The sequence below is a fragment of the Variovorax sp. GW821-FHT09B01 genome, from assembly GCF_059418345.1.
On sequence record NZ_JBWKPQ010000046.1, the window covers coordinates 1 to 25,131 of the forward strand.

General features: G+C 69.0%; 22 protein-coding genes. 16 read left to right on the plus strand and 6 right to left on the minus strand.

The features are described 5' to 3' along the window. The 8 genes from AC07RV_RS45205 to AC07RV_RS45240 all read left to right on the plus strand — a co-directional run. Positions 1 to 123: NAD(P)(+) transhydrogenase (Re/Si-specific) subunit beta (locus AC07RV_RS45205; RefSeq protein ID WP_492716550.1), on the plus strand; the 123-nt coding region annotated here is incomplete at its 5' end. Positions 124 to 227: 104 nt separating this feature from the next. Next, on the plus strand, positions 228 to 1,907 hold the full coding sequence (locus tag AC07RV_RS45210) for a long-chain-fatty-acid--CoA ligase (protein ID WP_296775195.1): 1,680 nt from the start codon (positions 228 to 230) through the stop codon (positions 1,905 to 1,907). Between the two features lie 50 nt (positions 1,908 to 1,957). Then, a complete protein-coding gene (locus AC07RV_RS45215) occupies positions 1,958 to 2,962 on the plus strand; it encodes an ABC transporter permease subunit (protein ID WP_093350481.1) in 1,005 nt (334 codons plus the stop codon). Between the two features lie 4 nt (positions 2,963 to 2,966). Next, positions 2,967 to 3,875, plus strand: coding sequence for an ABC transporter permease subunit (locus AC07RV_RS45220; protein ID WP_093350484.1), 909 nt, complete (start codon positions 2,967 to 2,969; stop codon positions 3,873 to 3,875). A 17-nt stretch (positions 3,876 to 3,892) separates the two neighbouring features. After that, positions 3,893 to 4,930, plus strand: a complete 1,038-nt coding sequence (locus AC07RV_RS45225; RefSeq protein ID WP_296775201.1) for an ABC transporter ATP-binding protein — start codon at positions 3,893 to 3,895, stop codon at positions 4,928 to 4,930. Next, complete coding sequence (locus AC07RV_RS45230) at positions 4,927 to 5,964, plus strand: dipeptide ABC transporter ATP-binding protein (RefSeq protein WP_296775204.1); 1,038 nt, start codon at positions 4,927 to 4,929, stop codon at positions 5,962 to 5,964. Before AC07RV_RS45225 ends, AC07RV_RS45230 begins: the two co-directional genes overlap by 4 nt. Positions 5,965 to 6,008: 44 nt before the next feature. Beyond that, positions 6,009 to 7,640: an ABC transporter substrate-binding protein gene (locus AC07RV_RS45235; RefSeq protein WP_093350493.1), complete on the plus strand. Its 1,632-nt coding sequence runs from the start codon at positions 6,009 to 6,011 to the stop codon at positions 7,638 to 7,640. 39 nt (positions 7,641 to 7,679) lie between these two features. Continuing rightward, on the plus strand, positions 7,680 to 8,414 hold the full coding sequence (locus AC07RV_RS45240; protein ID WP_444852701.1) for a 5'-methylthioadenosine/adenosylhomocysteine nucleosidase: 735 nt from the start codon (positions 7,680 to 7,682) through the stop codon (positions 8,412 to 8,414). Here the strand turns inward: AC07RV_RS45240 and corA are convergent. Then, positions 8,407 to 9,393, minus strand: coding sequence for a magnesium/cobalt transporter CorA (gene corA / locus AC07RV_RS45245; protein WP_057593823.1), 987 nt, complete (start codon positions 9,391 to 9,393; stop codon positions 8,407 to 8,409). The genes AC07RV_RS45240 and corA overlap by 8 nt on opposite strands. 231 nt (positions 9,394 to 9,624) lie before the next feature. Here corA and AC07RV_RS45250 point away from each other — a divergent pair, with 231 nt between their 5' ends. The 4 genes from AC07RV_RS45250 to hprK all read left to right on the plus strand — a co-directional run bounded on the left by AC07RV_RS45250 (position 9,625) and on the right by hprK (position 14,166). Beyond that, positions 9,625 to 11,757 carry an ATP-dependent helicase gene (locus AC07RV_RS45250; protein ID WP_296775216.1) on the plus strand — a complete coding sequence of 711 codons (2,133 nt, stop codon included), beginning with the start codon at positions 9,625 to 9,627 and terminating at the stop codon, positions 11,755 to 11,757. Between the two features lie 344 nt (positions 11,758 to 12,101). Next, a complete protein-coding gene (hpf, locus tag AC07RV_RS45255; protein ID WP_093246312.1) occupies positions 12,102 to 12,431 on the plus strand; it encodes a ribosome hibernation-promoting factor, HPF/YfiA family in 330 nt (109 codons plus the stop codon). A gap of 209 nt (positions 12,432 to 12,640) precedes the next feature. After that, on the plus strand, positions 12,641 to 13,108 hold the full coding sequence (locus tag AC07RV_RS45260) for a PTS sugar transporter subunit IIA (RefSeq protein WP_057593827.1): 468 nt from the start codon (positions 12,641 to 12,643) through the stop codon (positions 13,106 to 13,108). A 98-nt stretch (positions 13,109 to 13,206) separates the two neighbouring features. Continuing rightward, positions 13,207 to 14,166 carry an HPr(Ser) kinase/phosphatase gene (hprK, locus tag AC07RV_RS45265; RefSeq protein WP_057593828.1) on the plus strand — a complete coding sequence of 320 codons (960 nt, stop codon included), beginning with the start codon at positions 13,207 to 13,209 and terminating at the stop codon, positions 14,164 to 14,166. A gap of 1 nt (position 14,167) precedes the next feature. On the opposite strand, the gene fur is transcribed toward hprK, so the two are convergent. After that, a complete protein-coding gene (gene fur / locus AC07RV_RS45270; RefSeq protein ID WP_057593829.1) occupies positions 14,168 to 14,587 on the minus strand; it encodes a ferric iron uptake transcriptional regulator in 420 nt (139 codons plus the stop codon). An 87-nt stretch (positions 14,588 to 14,674) separates the two neighbouring features. Between fur and AC07RV_RS45275 the strand changes: the two genes are divergently transcribed. From AC07RV_RS45275 to AC07RV_RS45290, 4 genes are all read left to right on the plus strand, one after another. Then, positions 14,675 to 15,238 carry an outer membrane protein assembly factor BamE gene (locus AC07RV_RS45275; protein WP_093350499.1) on the plus strand — a complete coding sequence of 188 codons (564 nt, stop codon included), beginning with the start codon at positions 14,675 to 14,677 and terminating at the stop codon, positions 15,236 to 15,238. A gap of 103 nt (positions 15,239 to 15,341) precedes the next feature. Further along, a complete protein-coding gene (gene dapB, locus AC07RV_RS45280; RefSeq protein ID WP_444852699.1) occupies positions 15,342 to 16,181 on the plus strand; it encodes a 4-hydroxy-tetrahydrodipicolinate reductase in 840 nt (279 codons plus the stop codon). 28 nt (positions 16,182 to 16,209) lie between these two features. Next, positions 16,210 to 16,917, plus strand: a complete 708-nt coding sequence (locus tag AC07RV_RS45285; protein ID WP_296775223.1) for a MotA/TolQ/ExbB proton channel family protein — start codon at positions 16,210 to 16,212, stop codon at positions 16,915 to 16,917. Positions 16,918 to 16,931: 14 nt separating this feature from the next. Next, on the plus strand, positions 16,932 to 17,399 hold the full coding sequence (locus AC07RV_RS45290) for an ExbD/TolR family protein (protein ID WP_296775226.1): 468 nt from the start codon (positions 16,932 to 16,934) through the stop codon (positions 17,397 to 17,399). A gap of 18 nt (positions 17,400 to 17,417) precedes the next feature. Here AC07RV_RS45290 and AC07RV_RS45295 read toward each other — a convergent pair whose 3' ends face one another. The 4 genes from AC07RV_RS45295 to glgX form a co-directional block, all read right to left on the minus strand. Further along, positions 17,418 to 19,901 carry a glycogen/starch/alpha-glucan phosphorylase gene (locus tag AC07RV_RS45295; protein ID WP_093350509.1) on the minus strand — a complete coding sequence of 828 codons (2,484 nt, stop codon included), beginning with the start codon at positions 19,899 to 19,901 and terminating at the stop codon, positions 17,418 to 17,420. Positions 19,902 to 19,948: 47 nt separating this feature from the next. Beyond that, entirely contained in the window at positions 19,949 to 21,448 is a 1,500-nt protein-coding gene (gene glgA / locus AC07RV_RS45300) for a glycogen synthase GlgA (protein ID WP_296775230.1), read from the minus strand. An 8-nt stretch (positions 21,449 to 21,456) separates the two neighbouring features. Beyond that, positions 21,457 to 22,785, minus strand: a complete 1,329-nt coding sequence (gene glgC / locus AC07RV_RS45305; protein WP_296775233.1) for a glucose-1-phosphate adenylyltransferase — start codon at positions 22,783 to 22,785, stop codon at positions 21,457 to 21,459. 101 nt (positions 22,786 to 22,886) lie between these two features. Then, positions 22,887 to 25,013 (minus strand): glycogen debranching protein GlgX, encoded by a 2,127-nt coding sequence (gene glgX, locus AC07RV_RS45310; RefSeq protein ID WP_296775235.1) that lies wholly within the window; start codon positions 25,011 to 25,013, stop codon positions 22,887 to 22,889. Positions 25,014 to 25,131 lie beyond the last annotated feature (118 nt).

Genomic DNA, 25,131 nt, shown 5'->3' on the forward strand with positions numbered 1-25,131 from the left:
AAGCGCTCCATGGCCGCGGGCTACGCGGGCCTGGACAACGAGCTGTTCTACATGGACAAGACCATGATGGTCTTTGGTGATGCTAAAAAAGTAGTGGAAGATATGGGCAAGGCCATCGAATAGGCCGAGGTTCCGTCCCGGCCCGCGCTCTGCGGGCAAACCCTTACGGCGCCGCTCAGGCGCCGTTTTCGTTTTCATCCCAATCCGACTCCGGAGGAGACACATCCATGACCGATCGTCCCTGGCTCAGCAGTTACCCGCAAGGCGTGCCTGCCGACATCGACCCATCGCAGTACGCCTCGCTGGTCGGTCTCATGGAAGAGAGCTTCTCGAAGTACGCCGACCGCACGGCCTACAGCTTCATGGGCAAGGACGTGAGCTATGCCGAGACCGACAAGCTCAGCAAGGCCTTCGCGGCCTACCTGCAGGGCCTGGGCCTCGTCAAGGGCGACCGCGTCGCGGCCATGATGCCCAACTGCCCGCAGTACCCGATCGCGGTGGCCGCCATCCTGCGCGCGGGCCTGATCCTCGTGAACGTGAATCCGCTGTACACGCCGCGCGAGCTCGAGCACCAGCTCAAGGACTCGGGTGCGAAGGCGATCGTCATCATGGAGAACTTCGGCGTCACGCTGCAGCAGTGCATCGCGGCCACGCCGATCAAGCACATCGTGCTGGCCTCGATGGGCGACCGGCTCGGCTTCCTCAAGGGCGCGCTCGTCAACTACGTGGTGCGCAACGTCAAGAAGCTGGTGCCGGCCTTCAACCTGCCGGGCGCGGTGCGCTTCAACGATGCGCTCGACCAGGGCGCGGGCCGCAAGCTGCAGCCGCCGGCCATCGGCGCCGACGACGTCGCGGTGCTGCAGTACACCGGCGGCACCACGGGCGTGTCGAAGGGCGCGGTGCTGCTGCATCGCAACGTGATCGCCAACGTGCTGCAGTCCGAGGCCTGGAACGAGCCGGTGATGCGCAAGGTGCCCGCGGGCCAGCAACCCACGAGCGTGTGCGCGCTGCCGCTGTATCACATCTTCGCGTTCACGGTCGGCATGATGCTGAGCATGCGCACGGGCGGCAAGCTGATCCTGATCCCGAATCCGCGCGACCTGCCCGCGGTGCTCAAGGAACTGTCGAAGCACACGATCCACAGCTTCCCCGCGGTCAACACGCTGTTCAACGGCCTGGCCAACCATCCCGATTTCAACACCGTCGACTGGTCCAACCTCAAGGTCTCGGTGGGCGGCGGCATGGCGGTGCAGGCCGCGGTCGCGAAGCTCTGGCTCGAGAAGACCGGCTGCCCGATCTGCGAAGGCTACGGCCTGTCCGAGACCTCGCCCTCGACCACCTGCAACCCGACCGACAGCAAGGCCTACACCGGCACCATCGGCGTGCCGCTGCCGAGCACCTGGCTCAAGCTGCTCGACGACAACGGCAACGAGGTGCCGCTCGGCGAGCCCGGCGAGATCGCGATCAAGGGACCGCAGGTGATGGCCGGCTACTGGCAGCGCCCCGACGAGACCGCGAAGGTCATGACCAGCGACGGCTATTTCAAGAGCGGCGACATCGGCGTGGTCGACGAACGCGGCTACTTCAAGGTGGTCGATCGCAAGAAGGACATGATCCTGGTGTCGGGCTTCAACGTGTACCCGAACGAGATCGAGGACGTGGTCGCACAGATTCCGGGCGTGCTCGAATGCGCGGCCGTGGGCGTGAACGACGAGAAGACCGGCGAGGCCGTGAAGCTCGTGATCGTGAAGAAGGACGAGTCGCTCACCGAGGCGCAGGTGCGCGAATACTGCAGAGCAAACCTTACGGGTTACAAGCAACCGCGAATCGTAGAGTTTCGCACTGACTTGCCGAAGACACCGGTCGGAAAGATCCTGCGCAGAGAGTTGCGCGACGCCAAAAAGTAAGGGTTCGGCCCGGGTGGGGCCGCGGCATCGATCTTGCATATTGCGGGTCGATGTTTCGCTTCCTACTCACGCGCGTGAGCTTGCTGGTGCCGACCTTCTTCGGCATGACGCTGCTTGCCTTCTTCCTCATCCGGCTGGTGCCGGGCGACCCCATCGAGACCATGGCCGGCGAGCGCGGGATCGACCCCGCGCGCCACGCCGAGCTGCTCACGGCCTACGGCCTCGACAAGCCGGTGATCGTGCAGTACGGCATCTACATCGCGCGCGTGCTGCACGGCGACCTCGGCAAGTCGCTGATCACGCAGGAATCGGTGATGAACGAGTTCCTCGCGCTCTTTCCCGCGACCATCGAACTCGGGGTCTGCGCGATCGTGTTCGCGCTCGTGCTGGGCCTGCCGGCGGGCATCCTCGCGGCGGTGCGGCGCAACTCGATCTTCGACCATGGCGTGATGGCCACCTCGCTCACCGGCTACTCGATGCCGATCTTCTGGTGGGGCCTGCTGCTCATCCTCTTCTTCTCGGTGCAGCTCGGCTGGACGCCGGTCTCGGGCCGCATCGCGGTGCAGTACTACGTCGAGCCCGACACCGGCTTCCTGCTGCTCGACGCACTGCGCGCCGGCGAGATCGATGCCTTCTGGTCGGCGCTGCATCACCTCGTGCTGCCTGCCGTGGTGCTGGGCACGGTGCCGCTGGCGGTGATCGCGCGCATGACGCGCTCGGCCATGCTCGAGGTGCTCGGCGAGGACTACATCCGCACCGCGCGCGCCAAGGGCCTGTCGCGCTTTCGCGTGGTGGGCCTGCATGCGCTGCGCAATGCGCTGATCCCGGTCGTCACGGTGATCGGGCTGCAGGTGGGCGTGCTGTTCACCGGCGCCATCCTCACCGAGACCATCTTCTCGTGGCCCGGCGTCGGCAAGTGGCTGATCGAGGCCATCGGCCGGCGCGACTATCCGGTGCTGCAGGGCGGCATGCTGCTGCTCGGCGCCATCGTGATGCTGGTCAACCTGCTGGTCGACCTGACCTACGGCGTCATCAACCCCCGCATCCGGCGCTGAATCCATGGCATCGACCCACACCCTCGCGAACGCGGCCCCCGCCGCCTCGACGCCGCCCGGACCCTGGCGCGAATTCTGGAGTGCGTTCTCCGCCAACCGCGGCGCGGTGATCGGCCTCGTGACCATCGTCGTGCTGCTGCTGGTCGCGCTGCTCGCGCCGTGGATCGCGCCGCATGCGCCCAACCAGACCAACAGCGCCGTGTTCCTGCAGCCGCCGGCCTGGCAGCAGGGCGGCTCGCTCACCTACCTGCTGGGCACCGATGCCATCGGCCGCGACATCCTCTCGCGCCTGATGTACGGCGCGCGCCTGTCGCTGTCGATCGGCGTCGCGGTGGTCGCGATCTCGGTGGTGGTGGGCGTGGTGCTCGGCCTGGTCGCGGGCTTCTTCCGCGGCGTGCTCGAGATCGCGATCATGCGGCTGATGGACATCATCCTCACGCTGCCGAGCCTGCTGCTCGCGATCGTGATCGTGGCCATCCTCGGGCCCGGCCTCATCAACGCGATGCTCGCCGTGGCCATCGTCGTGCTGCCGCACTACGTGCGCATCACGCGCGCGGCCGTCATCGCCGAGGTCTCGCGCGACTACGTGACCGCGGCGCGCGTCAGCGGCGCCGGCACCCTGCGCCTGATGTTCCGCGAGGTGCTGCCCAACTGCGCGGCGCCGCTGATCGTGCAGGCCTCGCTGGGCATCTCCACCGCCATCCTCGACGCGGCAGCGCTCGGCTTCCTCGGCCTCGGCGCGCAGCCGCCCTCGCCCGAGTGGGGCACCATGCTGGCCGATGCGCGCGAGTTCGTGCTGCGCGCCTGGTGGGTCGTGACCTTTCCCGGCCTCGCGATCCTCGCGGCGGTGCTGGCCTTCAACCTGCTGGGCGACGGTCTGCGCGACGCGCTCGATCCGAAGCTCAAGCGCTGAAGCAAGGGAACGCATCGATGCCTTTGCTCGACATCCAGGATCTGCACGTCGAATTCCCGACCCAGGGCGGCGTGATGCATGCGGTCGACGGCGTGAGCCTCTCGCTCGAGGAGGGCGAGGTGCTCGGCATCGTCGGCGAGTCGGGCTCGGGCAAGAGCGTGACCATGATGGCGCTGATGGGGCTGATCGGCTTCCCGGGCCGCGTGCGCGCCGACCACATGCGCTTCGCGGGCCGCGACCTGCTCGGCATCTCCGACAAGGCGCGCCGCGCGCTGGTGGGCAAGGAGGTCGCGATGATCTTCCAGGAGCCCACCACCAGCCTCAACCCCTGCTTCACCATCGGCTTCCAGTTGATGGAGACGCTGCGCCTGCATCTCGGGCTCGACCGGCGCGCGGCGAAGAAGCGCGCCACCGAGTTGCTCGAGCAGGTCGGCATCCCGGCCGCGTCGTCGCGCCTCTCGAGCTATCCGCACCAGCTCTCGGGCGGCATGAACCAGCGCGTGATGATCGCGATGGCGATCGCCTGCAACCCGCGCCTCTTGATCGCCGACGAGCCGACCACCGCGCTCGACGTCACGATCCAGGCGCAGATCCTCGACCTGCTGCGCGACCTGCAGAAGGAGCGCGGCATGGCGCTGGTGCTGATCACGCACAACATGGGCGTGGTCAGCGAGATGGCGCAGCGCATCGCCGTGATGTATGCGGGCCAGGTGATGGAGCAGCAGCGCGTGGACCGGCTGTTCGCGACGCCGCAGCATCCCTACACCGAGGCGCTCCTGGCCGCGCTGCCCGAGCGCGCGCCGCCCTACGGCCGGCTCGCCACCATCGCGGGCGTGGTGCCCGGCGTGCACGACCGGCCCGCGGGTTGCCTGTTCGCGCCGCGCTGCGGCTACGTGACGACGCGCGCCTGCCAGGTGCGCCCGGCCCTGCGCGGCGTCGAGGCACTGCCCGGCGCGCAGGTGCGCTGCCACTTCCCGCTCGGCGAACCGGGGCGCATGGCCGCGATCGAGCGCGACCGGCCGCGCCTGCCGCGCGTCGAGGAGGCCGCATCGTGAGCGCCGCGGAAATCGTGGTCGAGGCGAAGAACCTGCAGCGCATCTACGAGGTGCGCCGCGGCCTGTTCCGCCCGAACGCGCAACTGCGCGCGGTGGGCGACATCTCGTTCCGGCTCGAGCGTGGCCGCACGCTCGCGGTGGTCGGCGAATCGGGCTGCGGCAAATCGACGCTCGCGCGCATGGTCGCGCTGATCGAGAAGCCGACGGCGGGCCAGCTCACGCTGGTCGGCCACGATGCCGTGAACCCGCCGTCCGAGCGGCGTCGCGAACTGCGCCAGGCCGTGCAGCTGGTGTTCCAGAACCCCTACGGCTCGCTCAATCCGCGCAAGAAGGTCGCGGCGGTGCTCGAGGATCCGCTCGCGATCAACACCACGCTCGGCAAGTCCGAGCGTGCCGCCAAGGCGCGCGAGATGCTCGCGCGCGTGGGCCTGCGGCCCGAGCATGCCAACCGCTATCCGCACATGTTTTCGGGTGGTCAGCGCCAGCGCATCGCGATCGCGCGCGCGCTGATGCTCGAGCCGCGGCTGGTGGTGGCCGACGAGCCGGTGTCGGCGCTCGACGTGTCGATCCAGGCCCAGGTGCTGAACCTGCTGGCCGACCTGCAGGCCGAGCTCGGCCTGGCCTACCTGTTCATCTCGCACGACCTCGGCGTGGTGCGCCACATCGCGCACGACGTGCTCGTGATGTATCTCGGCCACGCGGTGGAGCAGGGCCCGAAGGCGCGCATCTTCGAGCGCCCGCTGCATCCCTACACGCAGGCGCTGCTGGCCTCCACGCCGGGCCTCAGCAGCCAGCGCATCGTGCTCAAGGGCGAGCTGCCGTCGCCGCTGTCGCCGCCGCCGGGCTGCGTCTTCAGCACGCGCTGCCCGCATGTCACGCAGCGCTGCCGCGACGAGCGGCCCGTGCTGCGCGAGCTCGACCAGCGTCGCGTCGCCTGCCACTACGCCGAGCGCTTTCTCGAAGGCGCGCCGGTGGTGCGCGCCGACCTGCCGTCGGCACCGCCGTTCGTCGCGCCCGTCGCGATGAATCCCTGAAACCCGCTTTCCGTTTTCTCCAACCCGTGTCTCAAGGAGTTCCCATGACGAACCGTTCCTTCCTCCCGCGCCGCGCACGACGGCTGGCGCTGCTGGCACCCGTGGCGATCGCGGCGCTGACCCTGGCCTGCGGCGCGGTGTCGGCCAAGACGCTGGTCTACTGCTCCGAGGGCAGCCCCGAGAACTTCTATCCGGGCATGAACACCACCGGCACCTCGTTCGACGTGACCACGCAGGTCTACAACACCATCGTCGAGTTCGAGCGCGGCGGCACCAAGGTCGTGCCGGGCCTGGCCGAGAAGTGGGACATCTCGGCCGACGGCACGGTCTACACCTTCCACCTGCGCAAGGGCGTGAAGTGGCACACCACGAGCAAGAGCTTCAAGCCCACGCGCGACTTCAACGCCGACGACTTCATCTTCATGATCGACCGCCAGTGGAAGGAGAGCGATCCCTTCTTCAAGGTCACGAGCCAGAACCACTCCTACTTCAACGACATGGGCATGCCCAAGCTGCTGAAGTCGGTGGACCGCATCGACGACTACACGGTGAAGATCACGCTCAACCAGGCCGAGGCGCCGTTCCTCGCCAACCTCGCGATGCAGTACGCGGGCATCCAGTCGAAGGAGTACGCGATCGCGATGCTCAAGGCCGGCACGCCCGAGAAGGTCGACCAGGACCCGATCGGCACCGGCCCGTTCTACCTCGTGCAGTACCAGAAGGACGCGGTCATCCGCTTCAAGGCCTTCCCGCAGTACTGGGGCGGCAAGGCCAAGATCGACGACCTGGTGTTCGCGATCACGCCCGATGCCTCGGTGCGCTGGGCCAAGCTGCAGAAGGGCGAATGCCACGTCATGCCGTACCCGAACCCGGCCGACCTCGATGCGATCCGCAAGGACCCGAACGTGCAGGTGCTCGAGCAGCCGGGCCTGAACGTCGGCTACCTCTCGTACAACACGACCAAGAAGCCCTTCGACGACGTGCGCGTGCGCAAGGCCATCAACATGGCGATCAACAAGAAGGCGATCATCGACGGCGTCTACCTCTCGACCGGCGTGGCCGCGAAGAACCCGATCCCGCCGACCATGTGGTCCTACAACGATGCGGTGAAGGACGACCCCTACGATCCCGAAGCCGCGAAGAAGCTGCTGGCGCAGGCCGGCTTCCCCGACGGCTTCTCGACCGACCTGTGGGCCATGCCGGTGCAGCGGCCCTACAACCCGAACGCCAAGCGCATCGCCGAGTTGATGCAGGCCGACCTCGCCAAGATCAACGTCAAGGCCGAGATCAAGAGCTTCGAATGGGGCGAGTACCGCAAGCGGCTGCAGGCCGGCGAGCACCAGATGGGCATGCTGGGCTGGACCGGCGACAACGGCGACCCCGACAACTTCCTCTACACGCTGTTGGGCTGCGCCTCGGCCAAGTCGGCGAGCGGCAGCAACATCTCGAAGTTCTGCTACCAGCCCTACGAGGACATCGTGGTCAAGGCCAAGAGCGCGACCAAGCAGGCCGACCGCGACGCGCTCTACAAGAAGGCGCAAGTCATCTTCAAGGAGCAGGCGCCGTGGTTCACCATCGCGCACGCGGTGCAGCTCAAGCCGGTGCGCAAGGAAGTGATCGACTTCAAGCTCAGCCCCTTCGGCCGCCACACCTTCTACGGCGTGGACATCAAGTAAGCGGTGGGCGCCACCGCACCCATCGCGATCGTCTCGGCGATGCACGAGGAGCTCAAGGCGCTCCTTGCGCTGATGCCCGACGAGCAACGCGTGCGCGTCGCGGGCCGCGACTTCTGGGTCGGCCACCTGCAGGGCCAGCCCGTGGTCGCGGTGCTGTCGCGCATCGGCAAGGTCGCCGCGGCGGTGACGGCCACGCTGCTGCTCGAGCGCTTCGGCGTGCGCGCCATCGTCTTCAGCGGTGTGGCGGGCGGGCTCGCGCCGGGCGTCGAGGTCGGCGACGTGGTCGTGGCGACCGAGCTGCTGCAGCACGACATGGATGCCTCGCCGCTCTTTCCGAAGCACGAGGTGCCCTTGATGGGGATCTCGCGTTTCAAGGCCGATGCGGCGATCGGCGATGCGCTGGCGGCCGTGGCCGAGCAGACCTTGCGCGATCCCGTGACCCTGGTGGGGCAGGGCGCCGTCGATGAATTCGGCCTGCGTTCGCCGACCGTGCATCGCGGCCTGCTGATCAGTGGCGACCGCTTCGTCGCGACCGCGGCCGAAAGCGAGGCGCTGCGCCGCGCGCTGCCCGATGCGCTGGCGGTGGAGATGGAAGGCGCCGCGGTGGCGCAGGTGTGCCACGACTACGGCGTGCCCTTCGCCGCGATGCGCACGATCTCGGACCGTGCCGACGACGAAGCCCATGGCGACTTCGCACGCTTCGTCGCCGAGGTCGCGAGCCGCTACAGCCTCGCGCTGGTCGGCGCCTGGCTCGCCGCCCAGCCTTCTACTTGAGCCAGCCGCGCCGGCGGAAGTACCACATCGGCACCAGCGCGCTCGCGGCCATCAGCACGATGGCGTAGGGATAGCCCATGGCCCAGTCGAGCTCAGGCATGAACTTGAAGTTCATGCCGTAGATGCTCGCGATCAGGGTCGGCGGCAGCAGCGCGACGCTGGCCACCGAGAAGATCTTGATCGTCTTGTTCTGGTTGATGTTGATGAAACCGACGGTCGCATCCATCAGGAAGTTGATCTTGTCGAACAGGAAGGCCGTGTGGTTGTCGAGCGACTCGATGTCGCGCAGGATCTGCCGCGCTTCCTCGAACTGCTCGGCATTGAGCATCTTGCTGCGCATCATGAAGCTGACCGCGCGGCGCGTGTCCATCACGTTGCGGCGGATGCGCCCGTTCAGGTCTTCCTGGCGCGCGATGGCGCCCAGCACCTCGCCCGCGAGCTCGTCGCTGACGTTGCCCGAGAGCACCTTCTTGCTGGCGGCCTCGAGCTCGTCGTAGATGTTCTCGAGCGAGTCGGCCGAGTACTCGGCGTCGGCGTCGAAGAGCTTGAGCATCACTTCCTTCGCGTCCTCGATCAGCCCCGGTGCGCGACGCGCGCGCATGCGCAGCAGGCGGAACACGGGCACGTCCTCGTCGTGGATCGAGAACAGCACGCCGCGGCTGCGCAGGTCGGTGTTGTGCTGGTTGAGGATGAAGGCGACGCGCACCGCGCGCGGGGCTTCGTCGTCGTCGATCAGGAAGTCGCTGCGGATGTGGAGTTCGCCGTTGTCCTCTTCATAGAAGCGCGCCGATTCCTCGATGTCCTCGTCCATCGCGTCCTCGGGGATCGAGAGGCCGTAGTACTGCTTGATCCAGCGCTTCTCCTCGAGCGTGGGCGATTCGAGGTCGACCCAGATCGGCTGGAAGCGGGAGAGCTCCTCGAGGGCCTCGATCTCTTCCTGGACGAGGCGGCCGTTGGCGAGCGTGAAGATATTGAGCATGGCTCACTCCCGTGAAATGGCTGGGGCGATGGGGCGGACGGGCGGGGGGCGAGAAAGGGGGGCGCTTTCAAATCCCGGACCCGGTCGGCCTGACTCAGCCGGGAGTTGAAAGCTGCCGAGACGGGGCGGTTTCCACGATGCGGTCTCCAGTTGCAGCGAGGCGCGATTATGTCATCGGCGAATGAGCGCAGAGTTGGCTGGACTGGACGAACATCCAGTAGAGTGGCGCCCATGCCGAGCGCCGTGTCCCCCGTTTTTTCCAGCCCGCCGGCGACCCAGGCCGAGCGCCTCGCGGCCGCCCTCGCCAGCCTCAACGACGAGCAGCGCGCGGCTGTCGAGCACGGGGTGGAGGCGCTGGCCGGTGGCGCGCCGGACGCGGCCGATGCAGGGCCCTTGCTCGTCATCGCCGGCGCCGGCTCGGGCAAGACCAGCACGCTGGCGCACCGGGTGGCACACCTGATCGCGCGCGGGGTCGATCCGCAGCGCCTGCTGCTTTTGACCTTCTCGCGCCGTGCCGCGCAGGAAATGGCGCAGCGCGCCGGCCAGGTGCTCGCGCGCGTGCTGGGTCTGCAGGCCCACACCGCGCCCGCGCTGCCCTGGGCCGGCACCTTCCACGGCATCGGCGCGCGGCTGCTGCGCGAGTACGCCGCGCAGATCGGGCTGGACGACAACTTCACCATCCACGACCGCGGCGACGCCGAGGACCTGATGGGGCTGGCGCGGCACGAACTCGGCTTCTCGTCGAGTGCGCGCCGCTTTCCGCACAAGGGCACCTGCCTGTCGATCTATTCGCGCTGCGTGAACACGCGCGCGCCGCTCGAGTCGGTGCTCAGGCAGTCCTTCCCGTGGTGCGCCGAATGGGGCGTCGAGCTGCAGCAGCTGTTCGGCGCCTACGTCGAGGCCAAGCAGCAGCAGAACGTGCTCGACTACGACGACCTGCTGCTCTACTGGGCCGGCATGATGGAGGAGCCCACGCTGGCGCAGCACCTGGGCGCGCGCTTCGACCACGTGCTGGTCGACGAGTACCAGGACACCAACCTGCTGCAGGCCGCGATCCTGCTTGCGCTCAAGCCCGATGGCCGGGGCGTGACCGTGGTGGGCGACGACGCGCAGTCGATCTACTCGTTCCGCGGCGCGACGGTGCGCAACATCCTCGACTTCCCCACGCAGTTCTCGCGGCCGGCGCGCGTGGTCACGCTGGAGCGCAACTACCGCTCCACCCAGCCGATCCTCGACGTGTCGAACGCGTGCATCGCGCATGCGGCCGAGCGCCATGCCAAGACGCTGTGGACCGACAAGCCCTCGGCCGGGCGGCCGCAGATCGTGCGCGTGCCCGACGAATCGCAGCAGGCCTGCTGGGTGGCCGACAAGGTGCTCGCGCACCGCGAGGGCGGGCTCGCGCTCAAGTCGCAGGCGGTGCTGTTCCGCACCTCGAGCCACAGCGCGCCGCTCGAGCTCGAGCTGGCGCGCCGCAACATCCCGTTCGTGAAGTACGGCGGGCTCAAATTCCTCGAGGCCTCGCACGTGAAGGACCTGCTCGCGGTGCTGCGCTTCGCGCAGAACCCGCGCGGGCGCATGGCGGGCTTTCGCGTCACGCAGCTGATCCCGGGCATCGGGCCGGCCACCAGCGCGAAGCTGCTCGACGCGATGGATCAGGCGGCCGATCCGGCCGTCGCGCTGCGCGACTTCGTGCCGCCGAGCGCCGCGCGCGCCGAATGGGCCGCCTTCGCCGAGGCTTATGCCGCGCTGCGCGCGCCATCGCTGGCCTGGCCGGCCGACGTGGGCATCGCGATGGACTGGTACCTGCCGCACCTCGAGCGGCTCTACGATGACACCGCGGGCACGCGCCGCGGCGACGTCGAGCAACTGGTGCACATGGCCTCGGGCTACGCCTCGCGCGAACGCTTCCTCACCGAGCTCACGCTCGATCCGCCCGAGGCCACCAGCGACCGGCCGGGGCCGCCGCTGCTCGACGAGGACTACCTGATCCTCTCGACCATCCATTCGGCCAAGGGCCAGGAGTGGAATTCGGTCCACGTGCTCAACGTGGTCGATGGCTGCATGCCGGCCGACGTGGCGCAGAGCGCGCAGGAACTCGAGGAGGAGCGGCGCCTGCTCTACGTGGCCATGACTCGGGCCCGCGACCACCTGCACCTGCTGGTGCCGCAGCGCTTCTACATCCCGCAGCAGGCCGCGCGCGGCGATCGGCATCTCTATGCCAACCGCAGCCGCTTCATTCCCGATGCCGACCTCGCGCGCTTCGAGGCCCAGACCTGGCCGCCCCCGCCGCCGCGTGCGCCGGCAGTGCCGCCGCCGGCCGCGGTGATCGACCTGCGCAACCGGATGCGCGCCGCCTGGCGCTGAGCAAGCCCGGCCCTTTCTTCAGCAGGGTCATGCGCGGGTGGCCGCGAAAGATGGGCGCGGCAGCGAGGCTTCGCAACGCGGCCCGCAGCTTGCGGGGCCGCTGGGGCCTGCTATGGAAGAAATAGCTGAGCATGCGACGCGGTCCGCCGGTGCGTCATCCGGGCATCCCCCGGTATTGCAATACCGTGACAGCTTGGGCATAGTGAATCGACCTTCTCCTCTCCCGCACCCCTCTCTCTTCCCCCTCTCCCCCTTTCTTCTCCCACCCCACAACCGTTTTCGCCGGCCGCGCTGTATCCGCAGCGATGGTCATTTCCCCAACCGTCAATTCCAGGAGGTCATTCATGAATTTGACGATCAGCGGTCATCACCTCGACGTCACCCCTGCCTTGCGCACCTACGTCACGAGCAAGCTGGACCGGATCACCCGACATTTCGACCAGGTGGTCGATGTGAAGGTGATCCTCACGGTGGAAAAGCAGAAGGAAAAGGAACGCCGGCAACGGGCCGAGTGCAACATCCACGTCAAGGGCAATGACATGTTCGCGGAGTCGAGCCACGCTGATCTCTATGCCGCGGTCGATGAACTGGTCGACAAGCTCGACCGCCAGGTGGTGCGCCACAAGGACCGCCTGCAGGACCATCACCACAGCGCGCCCAAGCGCCTGATGTAAGACCCAGCGGATCTCCGGCTGTCGCGCCGGAGACTCTCGAAGCCGCCTCCGGGCGGCTTTTTCATGGGCTTTTCCGACTGCCCATCAAGGGTTTGAAGGGCCTCTGTCGAGGGAAGCGAGGCCTGCGGGCAACATGTAACCAGAAAGTAGATAAGCGGAGTGGGGGTTTTTACCAAGCAGGTGCATAATCGCCCCCGCTCTGACCCACCATGAATCGTCTCGCGTCCATCCTGCCGCCCGCTCAAGTGCTTGTGAGCGTTGACGCCACCAGCAAGAAGCGTGCTTTCGAGGAAGCCGGCTTGCTGTTCGAAAGCCTTCACGGGCTGGGCCGCGCCCTGATCACCGACAGCCTCTTCGCGCGCGAGCGCCTCGGCTCCACCGGCCTCGGTCATGGCGTCGCCATTCCGCATGGCCGCATCAAGGGCCTCAAGGCCCCGATGGCCGCGGTGTTCCAGCTTGCGAACCCGATCGGCTTCGATGCCCCCGACGAGCAGCCGGTCGGCCTGCTGATCTTCCTGCTGGTGCCCGAAGCCGCGACGCAGAAGCACCTCGAAATCCTGTCCGAGATCGCCGAGCTGCTGAGCGACGCCGGCCTGCGCGAGCAGATCAAGTCGAGCACCGACGCGGCCGCGCTGCACGGCCTGATCGCCGGCTGGCACTCCACGCAAGTCGCCTGAGCCCATGGCTCGCGGGGCGTGGCTGCTGCTAAGCTGCGCTGCCCTTCTTCCCGTCCCCCTCACTTCCGAAGCGGTGCCGCGCGCCGCGCCCTGAACGCATGAAGCCGACCGTCATCAGCGCCGATGCCATGTTCGAGGAGTTCCGCGGCTCGCTGCGCTGGGAATGGCTCGCGGGACTCGGCGCGTCCGAACGCCAGTTCGATCCCGAGGTCATCAGCCGCGCCCAGTCGGCCGCCGACCTGGTCGGCTACCTCAACTACATCCACCCGTACCGCGTGCAGATCCTCGGCGCGCGCGAGGTCGCCTACCTGACGCGCGGCAGCCCCGAGGACACCGCGCGGCGCATCGCCCGCATCGTCACGCTCGAGCCGCCGATGCTGGTGCTGGCCGACGGCCAGGCCGCGCCCGACGAGCTGCTGTCGATCTGCGAGCGCGCCCAGCTGCCGCTGTTCGCCACGCGCGAATCCTCGGCCTTCGTGATCGACCTGCTGCGCGCCTACCTGTCCAAGCATTTCGCCGAGCGCACCTCGATGCACGGCGTGTTCATGGACATCCTGGGCATGGGCGTGATGATCACGGGCGAGTCGGGCCTCGGGAAGAGCGAACTCGGCCTCGAGCTGATCTCGCGCGGCAACGGCCTGGTGGCCGACGACGCGGTCGATCTCTACCGCATCAACCAGAACACCATCGAGGGCCGCTGTCCCGACCTGCTGCTCAACCTGCTCGAGGTGCGCGGCATCGGCCTGCTCGACATCCGCGCGATCTTCGGCGAGACGGCGGTGCGGCGGAAGATGCGGCTCAAGCTCATCGTGCACCTGGTGCGGCGCGACAGCTTCGAGCGCGACTACGAGCGCATGCCCTCGACCCCGCTCACGCAGGACGTGCTGGGCATCCCGGTGCGCAAGGTCATCATCCAGGTGGTGGCGGGTCGCAACATCGCCGTGCTGGTCGAGGCCGCGGTGCGCAATTCGATCCTGCAGCTGCGCGGCATCGACACCTATGCCGATTTCGTGGCGCGCCACCACAAGGCGATGGAAAGCGCGCGCGACGCGGACTAGCTCAGCGCTTCTTGACGCAGTCGCCGCACAAGCCGTAGAGCGACATGGCGTGGTCCTGCAGGATCCAGCCCTTGTCCTTGGCCACCAGCTGCTGGCGGCGCTCGATCTCGGCGTCGTAGAACTCCTCGACCTTGCCGCAGGCGGTGCAGATCAGGTGGTCGTGGTGCGTGCCTTCGTTGAGTTCGTAGACGGCCTTGCCGCTCTCGAAATGGCTGCGCTCGAGGATGCCGGCCTGCTCGAACTGGGTGAGCACGCGGTAGACGGTGGCCAGGCCGATGTCGGAATGCTCGTTGAGCAGCACCCGGAACACGTCCTCGGCGGTCATGTGGCGTTGGCCGCCGGTCTGGAAGATTTCCAGAATCTTCAGCCGCGGCAGGGTGGCCTTGAGGCCGGTGTTCTTGAGTTCGTCGATGTTGGCCATGATGGTTCCTGCGCCCTGGGCAGCCAAAGGCCCCGGAGGGGCCAGCCGCTACAATGGCCGATCATATCGCTACCCCCTTTTCCCCCAATGCCTGCCATTTTCCAACGCCGTCCCTGGCTGCTGGCTGCGGCCGTTGCCGTCACCCTGGGCCTCGGTGCCTGCAGCGGTTTCAGCGAGCGCTCGCGTGGCGCGCTGTCGGCCGTCACCCCCTACAAGGTCGAGGTGGTCCAGGGCAACTTCGTGTCCAAGGAACAGGTCGCGGCGCTCAAGACGGGCATGTCGCGCCAGCAGGTGCGCGAGATCCTCGGCACCTCGCTGCTCACCGACATCTTCCATTCGAACCGCTGGGACTACGTCTTCACGATCCGGCGCCAGGGCGTGGAGCCGCAGGAACGCCGCTTCACCGTCTTCTTCAACGGCGAGCAGCTCGAGCGCTGGGAAGGCGGCGAGATGCCGAGCGAGGAAGAATTCGTCGCCACGCTCGACACCCGCAAGAAGACCGGCAAGGTGCCGCCGCTCGAGGCCACCGAAGAAGAACTCAAGAAGTTCGACCCCAAGGGCGACCGGAAAGCCACCGACACCGAGAGCAAGGCGCCCGCCACGCTGCCCCCGCTGCCGGCCGCCTACCCGCCGCTCGAGGCCGCGCGCTAAAAGCGGCGCCCGGCCGGCGCGCCGAACCTGGCTTGGCGGGGCGGCGCGGTTTCCCCACCCATCGTCCCTACCGTCCTCCGACGGCAAGCAAGCCCGAATCCGCGTGACCGACTCCAACACCACCACCTCCTCCACGCCGGCCGCGCGCCGGGTTGCCGTCGCCGGCGCGTCGGGCCGCATGGGCCGCATGCTGATCGAGGCGGTTCGCAACACCCCCGACTGCCGCCTGGCCGGCGCGCTCGACGTGGCCGCCAGCCCCGCCATCGGCAGCGACGCGGGCGCCTTCCTCGGCTTCGCCAGCGGCGTGGCCATCGCCGCCGACCTGCGCGCGGGCCTGCAGGACGCCCAGGTGCTGATCGACTTCACCCGCCCCGAGGGCACGATGGCGCACCTGGCCGTCTGCCGCGAACTCGGCGTGCAGGCCGTGATCGGCACCACCGGCTTCAGCGACGCGCAGAAGGCCGAGATCGCCGAGATCGCCAAGGACATCGCGATCGTCATGGCGCCCAACATGAGCGTGGGCGTCAACGTCACCTTCAAGCTGCTCGAAATGGCGGCCAAGGCGCTGTCCACCGGCTACGACATCGAGATCGTCGAAGCCCACCACCGCCACAAGATCGACGCCCCCTCGGGCACCGCGCTCAAGATGGGCGAGGTGATCGCCGACGCGCTGGGCCGCGACCTCAAGGAATGCGCGGTCTACGGTCGCGAAGGCGTGACCGGCGAGCGCGACCCGTCGACCATCGGCTTCGCCACCGTGCGCGGCGGCGACATCGTCGGCGACCACACGGTGCTGTTCGCCGGCACCGGCGAGCGCATCGAGATCGCCCACAAGTCCTCGAGCCGCGCCAACTACGCGCAGGGCAGCCTGCGCGCGGTGCGCTTCCTGACCGACCAGCGCGCCGGCCTGTTCGACATGTTCGACGTGCTCGGCCTGCGCTGAGCCCGGCCTTCCTCCGCCATCCCCGACGATGAGCGTCCTCGAACTGCTGACCCACGGCGACGGCGTCAGCCGCTCGGTGGCCGCGCTGCTGCTCGCGATGTCGATTTCGAGCTGGGTCGTGATCCTCTGGAAGGGCTGGCTGCTGCGCGGCGGCACGCGCGACGTGCTGCGCAGCATCGCGGCCTTCTGGCAGTCGACCAGCCTCTCGGAAGCCGAACAGCGGCTGCAGGCCTTCGACCGTTCGGCGCTGGTGCTGCCCACGGTCGCGGCGCTGCGCCAGGCCGTGGCCACGCAGGACCGTGATGCCGCCACCCTCGGCGCCGCGGGCGACCGCAACCAGCGCCTCACGCGCGTGCTGCGCGAGGCGCTGCACGGTGCTCTGCGCCGGCTGCAGGCCGGGCAGATCCTGCTCGCCACGGTCGGCGCCACGGCGCCCTTCGTCGGCCTGCTCGGCACGGTCTGGGGCATCTACGGCGCGCTCGTGGGCATCGCGGGCCAGGCCGGCGGCTTCACCATCGACAAGGTGGCCGGACCGGTCGGCGAGGCGCTCGTGATGACCGCCTTCGGCCTCGCGGTGGCGATCCCGGCCGTGCTGGCCTACAACGTCTTCGGCCGCGTCATCGGCCGCGTCGAGGCCGAGCTCGAAGGCTTCGCCCACGACCTGCTCGGCAGCTTCGGCGAAGCGCCCGCGGCCGTGCCGGCCGCGCCGCCGCCCGCGCGGCCGATGCCGGTCTGAACCGCTTCGCCCCCATGGCCTTCGGACGCACCTCGCTCGGCAGCAGCTCCGCCGGCGGCGGCCGTGCCACCGGTGCCGGCGGCCAGCGGCCGCTGTCCGACATCAACGTCACGCCGCTGGTCGACGTGATGCTGGTGCTGCTGGTGATCTTCATCATCACGGCGCCGCTGATGGCCAGCTCGATCAAGCTCGACCTGCCGCAGACCGATGCCGGCCAGCCCAACGACACGCCGAAGTTCGTGAGCCTGTCGGTCGACCCGGCGGGCAAGGCCTTCCTCAACGACCAGCCCGTGACCGACGAGGAACTCGCGACCCGCCTCGAGAAGGCCGCCGCCGACAGCAAGGACACCGAGGTCCAGCTGCGCGCCGACCAGACCGTGCCCTACGGCCGCGTGGTGGCGCTGATGGGCATCGCCAACAAGGCGGGCCTGAGCCGCATCGGCTTCGTCACCGAGGCGCCGCCGCCGACGACGCCGCGCTGAAGCCGCCCGGCGCCGGGCTCAGCCCAGCACCACCGGCTTGGTCTGCCAGATGTCGTGCGCGTACTGGGCGATCGTGCGGTCCGACGAGAAGGCGCCCATGCCCGCCACGTTGAGGATCGCGGTGCGCGTCCAGGCATCGGCGTCGCGGTAGAGCGCATCGACCTCGGCCTGCTTCGCGACGTAGCTCGCATAGTCCGCCAGCAGCAGGTAGTGGTCGCCCCAGTTCACGAGCGCGTCGTAGATGCCCTGGTAGCGCGCGGGTTCGGCCGGTGAGAAGGCGCCGTCGCGGATCGCGTCGAGCACGCGCCGCAGCTCCTCGTTCCCGTCGTAGATGTCGCGCGGCTGGTAGCCGCGCGCGCGGATCTCGGCCACCTCGGGCGTGGTGTTGCCGAAGATGAAGATGTTCTCGGGCCCGACGTTCTCGCGCATCTCGACGTTGGCGCCGTCGAGCGTGCCGATGGTCAGCGCGCCGTTGAGCGCGAACTTCATGTTGCCGGTGCCCGAGGCCTCGGTGCCGGCGGTGGAGATCTGCTCCGACAGGTCGGCCGCCGGCATGATGATCTCGGCCAGGCTCACGCTGTAGTTGGGCAGGAACACCACCTTCAGCAGCTTGCCCACGCGCGCGTCGGCGTTGATGGTCGCGGCCACGTCGTTGATCAGCCGGATCACCTGCTTGGCCATCACGTAGGCCGAGGCGGCCTTGCCCGCGAACACGACCACGCGCGGCACGATGTCGACGCTGCCGCCCGCGGCCTGGGCGTCGAGGATGCGGTGGTAGCGCGCGATCACGTGCAGCACGTTGAGCAGCTGGCGCTTGTACTCGTGGATGCGCTTGACCTGCACGTCGAACATCGCGTCGGTGTCGACCACGATGTTCATGTGCTGCTCGATCCAGTTGGCCAGCCGCAGCTTGTTCTCGCGCTTGGCGTGGCGGAAGGCGCGCACGAAGGGCGGCTGCGCCGCCATCGGCCGCAGCGCCTCGAGCTGCGAGAGGTCGCGCCGCCAGCCCTTGCCCAGCCGCTGGTCGAGCAGCGCGGCCAGCGGCGGGTTGGCCTGCGCGAGCCAGCGCCGCGGCGTGACGCCGTTGGTCTTGTTGTTGAAGCGCTCGGGAAAGATCTTCGCGAAGTCCGCGAAGATCGACTGCTTCATCAGCTCCGAGTGCAGCCCCGACACGCCGTTGATCGAGTGGCTCGCGAGCACCGCCACGTAGGCCATGCGCACGCGGCGCTCGCCGGCCTCGTCGACCAGCGAGAGGCGGCGCATCAGCTCGACGTCGTTGCCGTGCGTCTGCGTCACGGTGGCGAGGAAGCGCGCGTTGATGTCGTAGATGATCTGCAGGTGGCGCGGCAGGATGCGCCCGAGCATCTCGACCGGCCAGGTCTCGAGCGCCTCGTGCATCAGCGTGTGGTTGGTGTAGCTGAACACCTTCTGCGTGTGGGCCCAGGCCGTGTCCCAGGGCAGGCCGTGCTCGTCGAGCAGCAGGCGCATCAGCTCGGGCACCGCGAGCACCGGGTGGGTGTCGTTGAGGTGGATGCTGACCTTCTCCGAGAGCCGGTCGAAGCTGGTGTGGTTGCGCAGGTAGCGCCGCAGCAGGTCCTGCACGCTGGCGCTGCAGAAGAAGTACTCCTGGTGCAGCCGCAGCTCGCGGCCCGAGGGCGTGGAGTCGTCGGGATAGAGCACGCGCGAGACGTTCTCCGAGTGGTTCTTGCTCTCCACCGCCGCCATGTAGTTGCCGCGGTTGAAGGCCGAGAGGTCGATCTCCTCGGTGGCGCGCGCCGACCACAGGCGCAGCGTGTTGGTGGCCTGCGTGCCGTAGCCGGGGATGATGGTGTCGTAGGCCACGGCGCGCACGTCGTGGGTGTCGACCCAGTCGGCCGCGCCGTAGGGCGCGTTGGTGCCCTCGCGCTTCTGCACGCGGCCGCCGAAGCGCACGCGGTAGTTGACCTCGGGCCGCTTGAATTCCCAGGGATTGCCGCGCGTGAGCCAGTAGTCGGGCGTCTCCACCTGCTGGCCGTCGACGATGCGCTGGCGGAACATGCCGTACTCGTAGCGGATGCCGTAGCCCATGCCCGGCACGCCGAGCGTGGCCATCGAGTCGAGGAAGCAGGCCGCGAGCCGGCCGAGGCCGCCGTTGCCCAGCGCCGCGTCGGGCTCGCGCTCGGACAGCGCCTCCATGTCGACGCCGAAGTCGGCCAGCGCGTCGCGCACGGTGGCGTGGAGGTCGACCGCGAGCAGCGCGTTGGTGAAGGTGCGCCCGATCAGGAACTCCATCGACAGGTAGTACACGCGCTTGAGGTCCTGCGCGTAGTTGGCGCGCGTGGTCGCCATCCAGCGCTCCACCAGCTGGTCGCGCACCGCGAGCGCGGTGGCATAGAGCCAGTCGTCCTGGCTCGCGGCCACGGGGTCCTTGCCGACCGCGTAGATCAGCTTGTTGGCCACGGCACGCTTGAAGGCCGCGACATCGCGGTCGGGATGGTCGTAGGCGAAGTCTTCGATCGTCATGGTGGGTGTGTCTTGTGTGCGGGTTGAACGGATGCCCCGGGCCTTTTTCAGTGAGGCAGGGGCGTCGGTGCCTGGGCCGCGGCCAGCGCCTGCCGGTACACGGCCACGTACTGCGCGGCCGCGGTGGCCCAGTCGGCGGGGCGCCGCATCGCATGGCCGCGCACGCGCCGCCAGTCGGGGGCGCGCTGGTAGAGCGCGAAGGCGCGGCGCACCGCGCGATCGTAGTCCGCGGAGTCGAAACGGTCGAACACGAAGCCGGTGGCCTCGCCGCTGGCCATGTCCTCGAGCGAGCAGTCGACCACCGTGTCGGCCAGCCCGCCGACGCGGCGCACCAGCGGCAGGCTGCCGTACTTGAGGCCGTACATCTGCGTCAGGCCACAGGGCTCGAACAGCGAGGGCACCAGGGTCACGTCGCCCGCGCCGAAGAGCTGGTGCGCGAGCGTCTCGTTGTAGCCGATGGTGACGCTGACCGCGTCGGGCGCGGCGGCCGCGCGCTGGCGGAACGCGTCTTCCAGCCAGGCCTCGCCGCTGCCCAGCAGCGCGAGCTGGCCGCCCTGCGCGAGCAGCGCGTCAAGGCCCTGCAGCACCAGGCGCAGCCCCTTCTGCTCGGTGAGCCGGCTCACGAGGATGAACAGCGGCGCGTCGGGCCGCGCGGCCAGCCCGAGCTGGTGTTGCAGCACGGACTTGCAGCGCGCCTTGCCCGCCATGTGGCGGCCCTCGGGCGTCTGGTAGCCCTGCACCAGCGCCGGGTCGGCGGCCGGGTTCCAGACCTGGTCGTCGACCGCATTGAGGATGCCGTCGAGCACGCCGCCGCGCTGGCGCAGCAGGCCGTCGAGGCCGCAGCCCTGGTCGGGCGTCTGGATCTCGCGCGCGTAGGTCGGGCTCACGGTGGTGAGCCGGTCGGCATAGGCGAGCCCACCCTTCATGAACGAGAGCTGGCCGTGGTATTCGAGCCCGTTCATCTGGAAGGCGGGCGCGGGCAGGCCGAGCTCGGGGAAGTGCCAGGGCGCGAACAGGCCCTGGTAGGCGAGGTTGTGGACCGTGAAGACGCTGCCCACGCGCGGCCCGTCGGCGCCGCGCGCGAAGGCCATGTAGGCCGGCGCGAGCCCCGCGTGCCAGTCGTGCGCATGGACCACCTCGGGCTGCCAAGTCGGATCGAGCCCCTGCGCGAGCTGGGCCGCGGCCCAGCCCAGCAGCGCGAAGCGCAGGTGGTTGTCCCCGTAGGGCTGGCGGTCGGCGTCTTCGTAGGGATTGCCGGGCCGGTCGAACAGCGCGGGCGCATCGACCACGTAGGCCGGGATCGGCGGCGCGCCGTCGATCTCGATGCGCCCCTGCAGCAGCCCGAAGCGCTCGCCCCAGGGCGCCGAAAAAGCGGCGACCGGCGCGAGCCCGCGCACGCCCGCCACGATGGCCGGGAAGCCCGGCAGCAGCACGCGCGCGTCCTGGCCCGCGGCCATCAGCGCGAGCGGCAGCGCGCCGGCGACGTCGGCCAGGCCGCCGGTCTTGAGCAGGGGAAAGAGTTCGGCGCTGACCTGGAGGACTCTCATCGGCGGCATCAGGCGGTGGGCGCCGCGGAGCGCTCCGCCAGCCGCTTGAGCATTTCGCGCGTGACCAGCACCACGCCCGTTTCGGTGCGCTCGAAGCGCGCGGCATCGGCCTCGGCGTCCTCGCCGATCACCATCTCGTCGGGGATCACGCAGGCGCGGTCGATCACCACGCGGCTGAGCCGGCAGCCGCGCCCGACCTCCACGTCGGGCAGCAGCACCGCCTCGTGGACGGTGCAGAACGAGTGGATGCGCACACCCGAGAACAGCACCGAGCTGCTGACCTGCGAGCCCGAGACGATGCAGCCGCCCGAGACGATGGTGTTGACCGTCATGCCGTGGCGGCCGTCGCGGTCGAGCACGAACTTGGCCGGAGGCAGCTGCCGCTGGTAGGTCCAGATGGGCCAGTCGGTGTCATAGATGTCCAGCTCCGGGGTGATCGACGCGAGGTCGAGGTTCGCCGCCCAGAATGCATCAATCGTGCCCACGTCGCGCCAGTAGGCCTTGGCGCCCGGCCCGCGCGAGGCCCGCGTGACGCAGGACATGCCGAACGGATGCGCGAGCGCCCGGCCCTCGGCCACCGCGCGCGGGATGATGTCCTTGCCGAAGTCGTGGCTGGAGTTCGGGTCGCGGCTGTCTTCCTCGAGCAGCTTGTAGAGATAGGCCGAATCGAACACGTAGATGCCCATGCTGGCCAGCGCCACGTCGGGGTGGCCCGGCATCGCGGGCGGGTCGGCCGGCTTCTCGAGGAAGCTGGTGATGCGGCGGCTGTCGTCGATCGCCATCACGCCGAAGGCCGTGGCCTCCATGCGCGGCACCTCGATGCAGCCCACGGTGCAGCCCGCGCCGCTCTCGGCATGGTCCTTGACCATGATCGAGTAGTCCATCTTGTAGATGTGGTCGCCCGCGAGCACCACCACGTAGTCGTGCGGCGTGGAGCGGGTCTGGATGATGTCGAGGTTCTGGTAGACCGCGTCGGCCGTGCCGCGGTACCAGTGCTCGTCGCCCATGCGCTGCTGCGCGGGCAGCACGTCGACCATCTCGTTGAGCTCGGCGCGCAGGAAGCTCCAGCCGCGCTGCAGGTGGCGCATCAGCGAATGCGACTTGTACTGCGTGACCACCGCCATGCGCCGGATGCCCGAGTTGAGGCAGTTGGAGAGCGCGAAATCGATGATGCGGAACTTGCCGCCGAAATACACGGCCGGCTTGGCGCGCCGGTCGGTCAGCTGCTTGAGCCGGGAGCCGCGTCCGCCGGCCAGTACCAGCGCGATGGTGCGGCGCACGAGCTGGTGCGATTGCAGCGGCGTGCCGGGGGCGGCCGCGGGTGTCTTGTGATCCATCCTGTGTCTCCGTTCGTTCGTTCGTGTGTCGTCAGAGTTTCTGTGTGTGCGTGTGCCCGCTCGGGCCCTTGCACACTAGCACCGCTGCGCGGCGCAGGCTCCTACGTTCTTGCAATCCAGAGGCTCGAGGGCGGTATCGCGACCTCGGCAACGTTCACGGCCGAGGGCTCGGGGCCCGGGTCGATGGCGGGGTCGCTGGCGAGGACGCAGCGCCAGGCGCCGGGCGGCAGGCGGAACGGCTGCGCCTGCGCGCCCGCGTTCACGAGCAGCAGCCAGGCCGGCGCTGCCTTCGGTGTCACTGGGGTGGTGGTCGATGTCGGTGTCTCCTTGGCGGTGCCTGCCTCCAGGCTGCCGAACAGGATTGCAAGGGCCGTGCCGCCTTCCCAGTCCGGCGGCTGCATCGGTGCGCCGTCGGGGCGCAGCCAGCGGATGCCGGCCGTGCCCGGCGCGGGATCGGCCGGCCACCAGCGCGTGCTGCGCAGCACCGGTGCCGCGCGCCGCAGCGCGGCCAGCCGCGCCACGAAGGCGCTCAGCCGAGCCGGCTCGCCGGCCGGGTCGGTGCTGCCGACCCAGTGCAGCCAGGTGGTCTCGTTGTCCTGGCAGTAGGCGTTGTTGTTGCCCTGCTGCGTGTGGCCGATCTCGTCGCCGGCCAGCAGCATCGGCGTGCCCTGCGACAGCATCAGCGCGGCCAGCAGCGCGCGCCGCAGCCGCAGCCGTTCGGCCCGTACCGCGGGATCGTCGCTCGGGCCTTCCACGCCGCAGTTGTGGCTCAGGTTGTGGCCATGGCCGTCGCGGTTGTTCTCGCCGTTGGCCTCGTTGTGGCGCGTGTCGTAGCTCAGCAGGTCGCGCAGCGTGAAGCCGTCGTGCGCGGTCACGAAGTTCACGCTCGCGGCGGGCGAGCGCCCGTCGTGCGCGAACTGCGCGCTCGAGGCCGTGAAGCGGTGCGCGAAGTCGCCGAGGCCGGCGCGCCCCTCGCGGTCCTGGCGCAGCCAGAAGCCGCGCTGCGTGTCGCGAAAGCGGTCGTTCCATTCGAGCCATCCCGGCGGGAATTCGCCGAGCCGGTAGCCGCCCGGCCCGATGTCCCAGGGCTCGGCGATCAGCAGCGTGCGCGACAGCAGCGGGTCCTGCGCGATGGCCGCGAAGAAGGGTGCACGCGGATCGAAGCCCGTGGCCGTGGCGCGGCCCAGCACCGGCGCGAGGTCGAAGCGGAAGCCGTCCACGCCCATCTCGCCGGCCCAGAAGCGCAGGCTGTCCATCACGAGTTGCAGCACGCGCGGCTCGCCGAGGTTCAGGCAGTTGCCCGTGCCGGCCCAGTTCTCGTAGCGCGCGCGGTCGTCGGCGCGCAGGTGGTAGTAGAGGGCGTTGTCGATGCCGCGCAGCGACAGCGTGGGGCCGAGCTCGTCGCTCTCGGCGCTGTGGTTGTAGACCACGTCGATCACGAGTTCCATGCCGCGCGCATGCACCGCGTCGGCCAGCGCGCGGAACTCGCTGGCCGGCGTGGTGCCGGGGCGGCCGCTCCAGTAGCGCGCCTCGGGCGCGAACCAGCCGATGGTGTTGTAGCCCCAGTAGTTCGTGAGGCCCATCGCGAGCAGCCGTTCCTCGTCGGCGCGGTGCTGCACCGGCATCAGGCTCAGCGTGGTGACCCCCAGGCGCTGCAGGTGGTCGAGCACGGCCGGCTCGGCGAGGGCGGCGTAGCTGCCGCGCAGGGGGGCGGGGACGGCGGGGTGCAGTTTCGTGTGGCCGCGGACGTGGAGTTCGCAGATCACGCGGTCCGTGGGGGGGATGCGGGCGTGGCCTGGGTTCGGATGGGTTGGCGCGGGCACCACGCGGGCCTTGAGGGCGATGCTGGCGTTGTCCCGTGTGTCGCGCTGCGTCGGGTCTGCGGCGGCGTGGCCGTGGAAGAGGTCGCTGCCGTCGTAGCGTCCGACGATCTCGCGGGCGTAGGGGTCGAGCAACAGCTTCGATGGGTTGAAGCGGTGGCCTTGGCTTGGGGACCAGGGGCCGTGGACGCGGTAGGCGTAGACGAGGCCGGGGCGGGCGCTGGGGAGTTGGCCGTGCCAGATGCCGTCTGTGAACTCGGGGAGCTTGAGTCGCTGCTGTTCGTGGGTGCCTGTGGGGTCGAAGAGGCAGAGTTCTACCTTTTCGGCTGCTGGTGCTGCCAGGGCGAAGTTGACGCCTGTCTGGGTTGCTATGGCGCCGAGGGGGAAAGGTTGGCCTGGGTTCAGCACGATGGGTGAGGCTTTCTCTTGCTGAGGCAGGAGCCGGGAATTCGCCCCGGCGGGCGAGTCACTTTCTTTTGCTTCGCCAAAAGAAAGTAACCAAAGAAAAGGCGACCCCACTGTCTGC

What these genes read in the sequence shown, in the direction of transcription:
- AC07RV_RS45210 (WP_296775195.1), top strand. Translation starts at nt 228, where the DNA reads ATGACCGATCGTCCCTGGCTCAGCAGTTACCCGCAAGGCGTGCCTGCC.
- AC07RV_RS45215 (WP_093350481.1), top strand. Translation starts at nt 1,958, where the DNA reads ATGTTTCGCTTCCTACTCACGCGCGTGAGCTTGCTGGTGCCGACCTTC.
- AC07RV_RS45220 (WP_093350484.1), top strand. Translation starts at nt 2,967, where the DNA reads ATGGCATCGACCCACACCCTCGCGAACGCGGCCCCCGCCGCCTCGACG.
- AC07RV_RS45225 (WP_296775201.1), top strand. Translation starts at nt 3,893, where the DNA reads ATGCCTTTGCTCGACATCCAGGATCTGCACGTCGAATTCCCGACCCAG.
- AC07RV_RS45235 (WP_093350493.1), top strand. Translation starts at nt 6,009, where the DNA reads ATGACGAACCGTTCCTTCCTCCCGCGCCGCGCACGACGGCTGGCGCTG.
- AC07RV_RS45240 (WP_444852701.1), top strand. Translation starts at nt 7,680, where the DNA reads ATGCACGAGGAGCTCAAGGCGCTCCTTGCGCTGATGCCCGACGAGCAA.
- corA (WP_057593823.1), bottom strand. Translation starts at nt 9,393, where the DNA reads ATGCTCAATATCTTCACGCTCGCCAACGGCCGCCTCGTCCAGGAAGAG.
- AC07RV_RS45250 (WP_296775216.1), top strand. Translation starts at nt 9,625, where the DNA reads ATGCCGAGCGCCGTGTCCCCCGTTTTTTCCAGCCCGCCGGCGACCCAG.
- hpf (WP_093246312.1), top strand. Translation starts at nt 12,102, where the DNA reads ATGAATTTGACGATCAGCGGTCATCACCTCGACGTCACCCCTGCCTTG.
- AC07RV_RS45260 (WP_057593827.1), top strand. Translation starts at nt 12,641, where the DNA reads ATGAATCGTCTCGCGTCCATCCTGCCGCCCGCTCAAGTGCTTGTGAGC.
- hprK (WP_057593828.1), top strand. Translation starts at nt 13,207, where the DNA reads ATGAAGCCGACCGTCATCAGCGCCGATGCCATGTTCGAGGAGTTCCGC.
- fur (WP_057593829.1), bottom strand. Translation starts at nt 14,587, where the DNA reads ATGGCCAACATCGACGAACTCAAGAACACCGGCCTCAAGGCCACCCTG.
- AC07RV_RS45275 (WP_093350499.1), top strand. Translation starts at nt 14,675, where the DNA reads ATGCCTGCCATTTTCCAACGCCGTCCCTGGCTGCTGGCTGCGGCCGTT.
- AC07RV_RS45285 (WP_296775223.1), top strand. Translation starts at nt 16,210, where the DNA reads ATGAGCGTCCTCGAACTGCTGACCCACGGCGACGGCGTCAGCCGCTCG.
- AC07RV_RS45290 (WP_296775226.1), top strand. Translation starts at nt 16,932, where the DNA reads ATGGCCTTCGGACGCACCTCGCTCGGCAGCAGCTCCGCCGGCGGCGGC.
- AC07RV_RS45295 (WP_093350509.1), bottom strand. Translation starts at nt 19,901, where the DNA reads ATGACGATCGAAGACTTCGCCTACGACCATCCCGACCGCGATGTCGCG.
- glgA (WP_296775230.1), bottom strand. Translation starts at nt 21,448, where the DNA reads ATGAGAGTCCTCCAGGTCAGCGCCGAACTCTTTCCCCTGCTCAAGACC.
- glgC (WP_296775233.1), bottom strand. Translation starts at nt 22,785, where the DNA reads ATGGATCACAAGACACCCGCGGCCGCCCCCGGCACGCCGCTGCAATCG.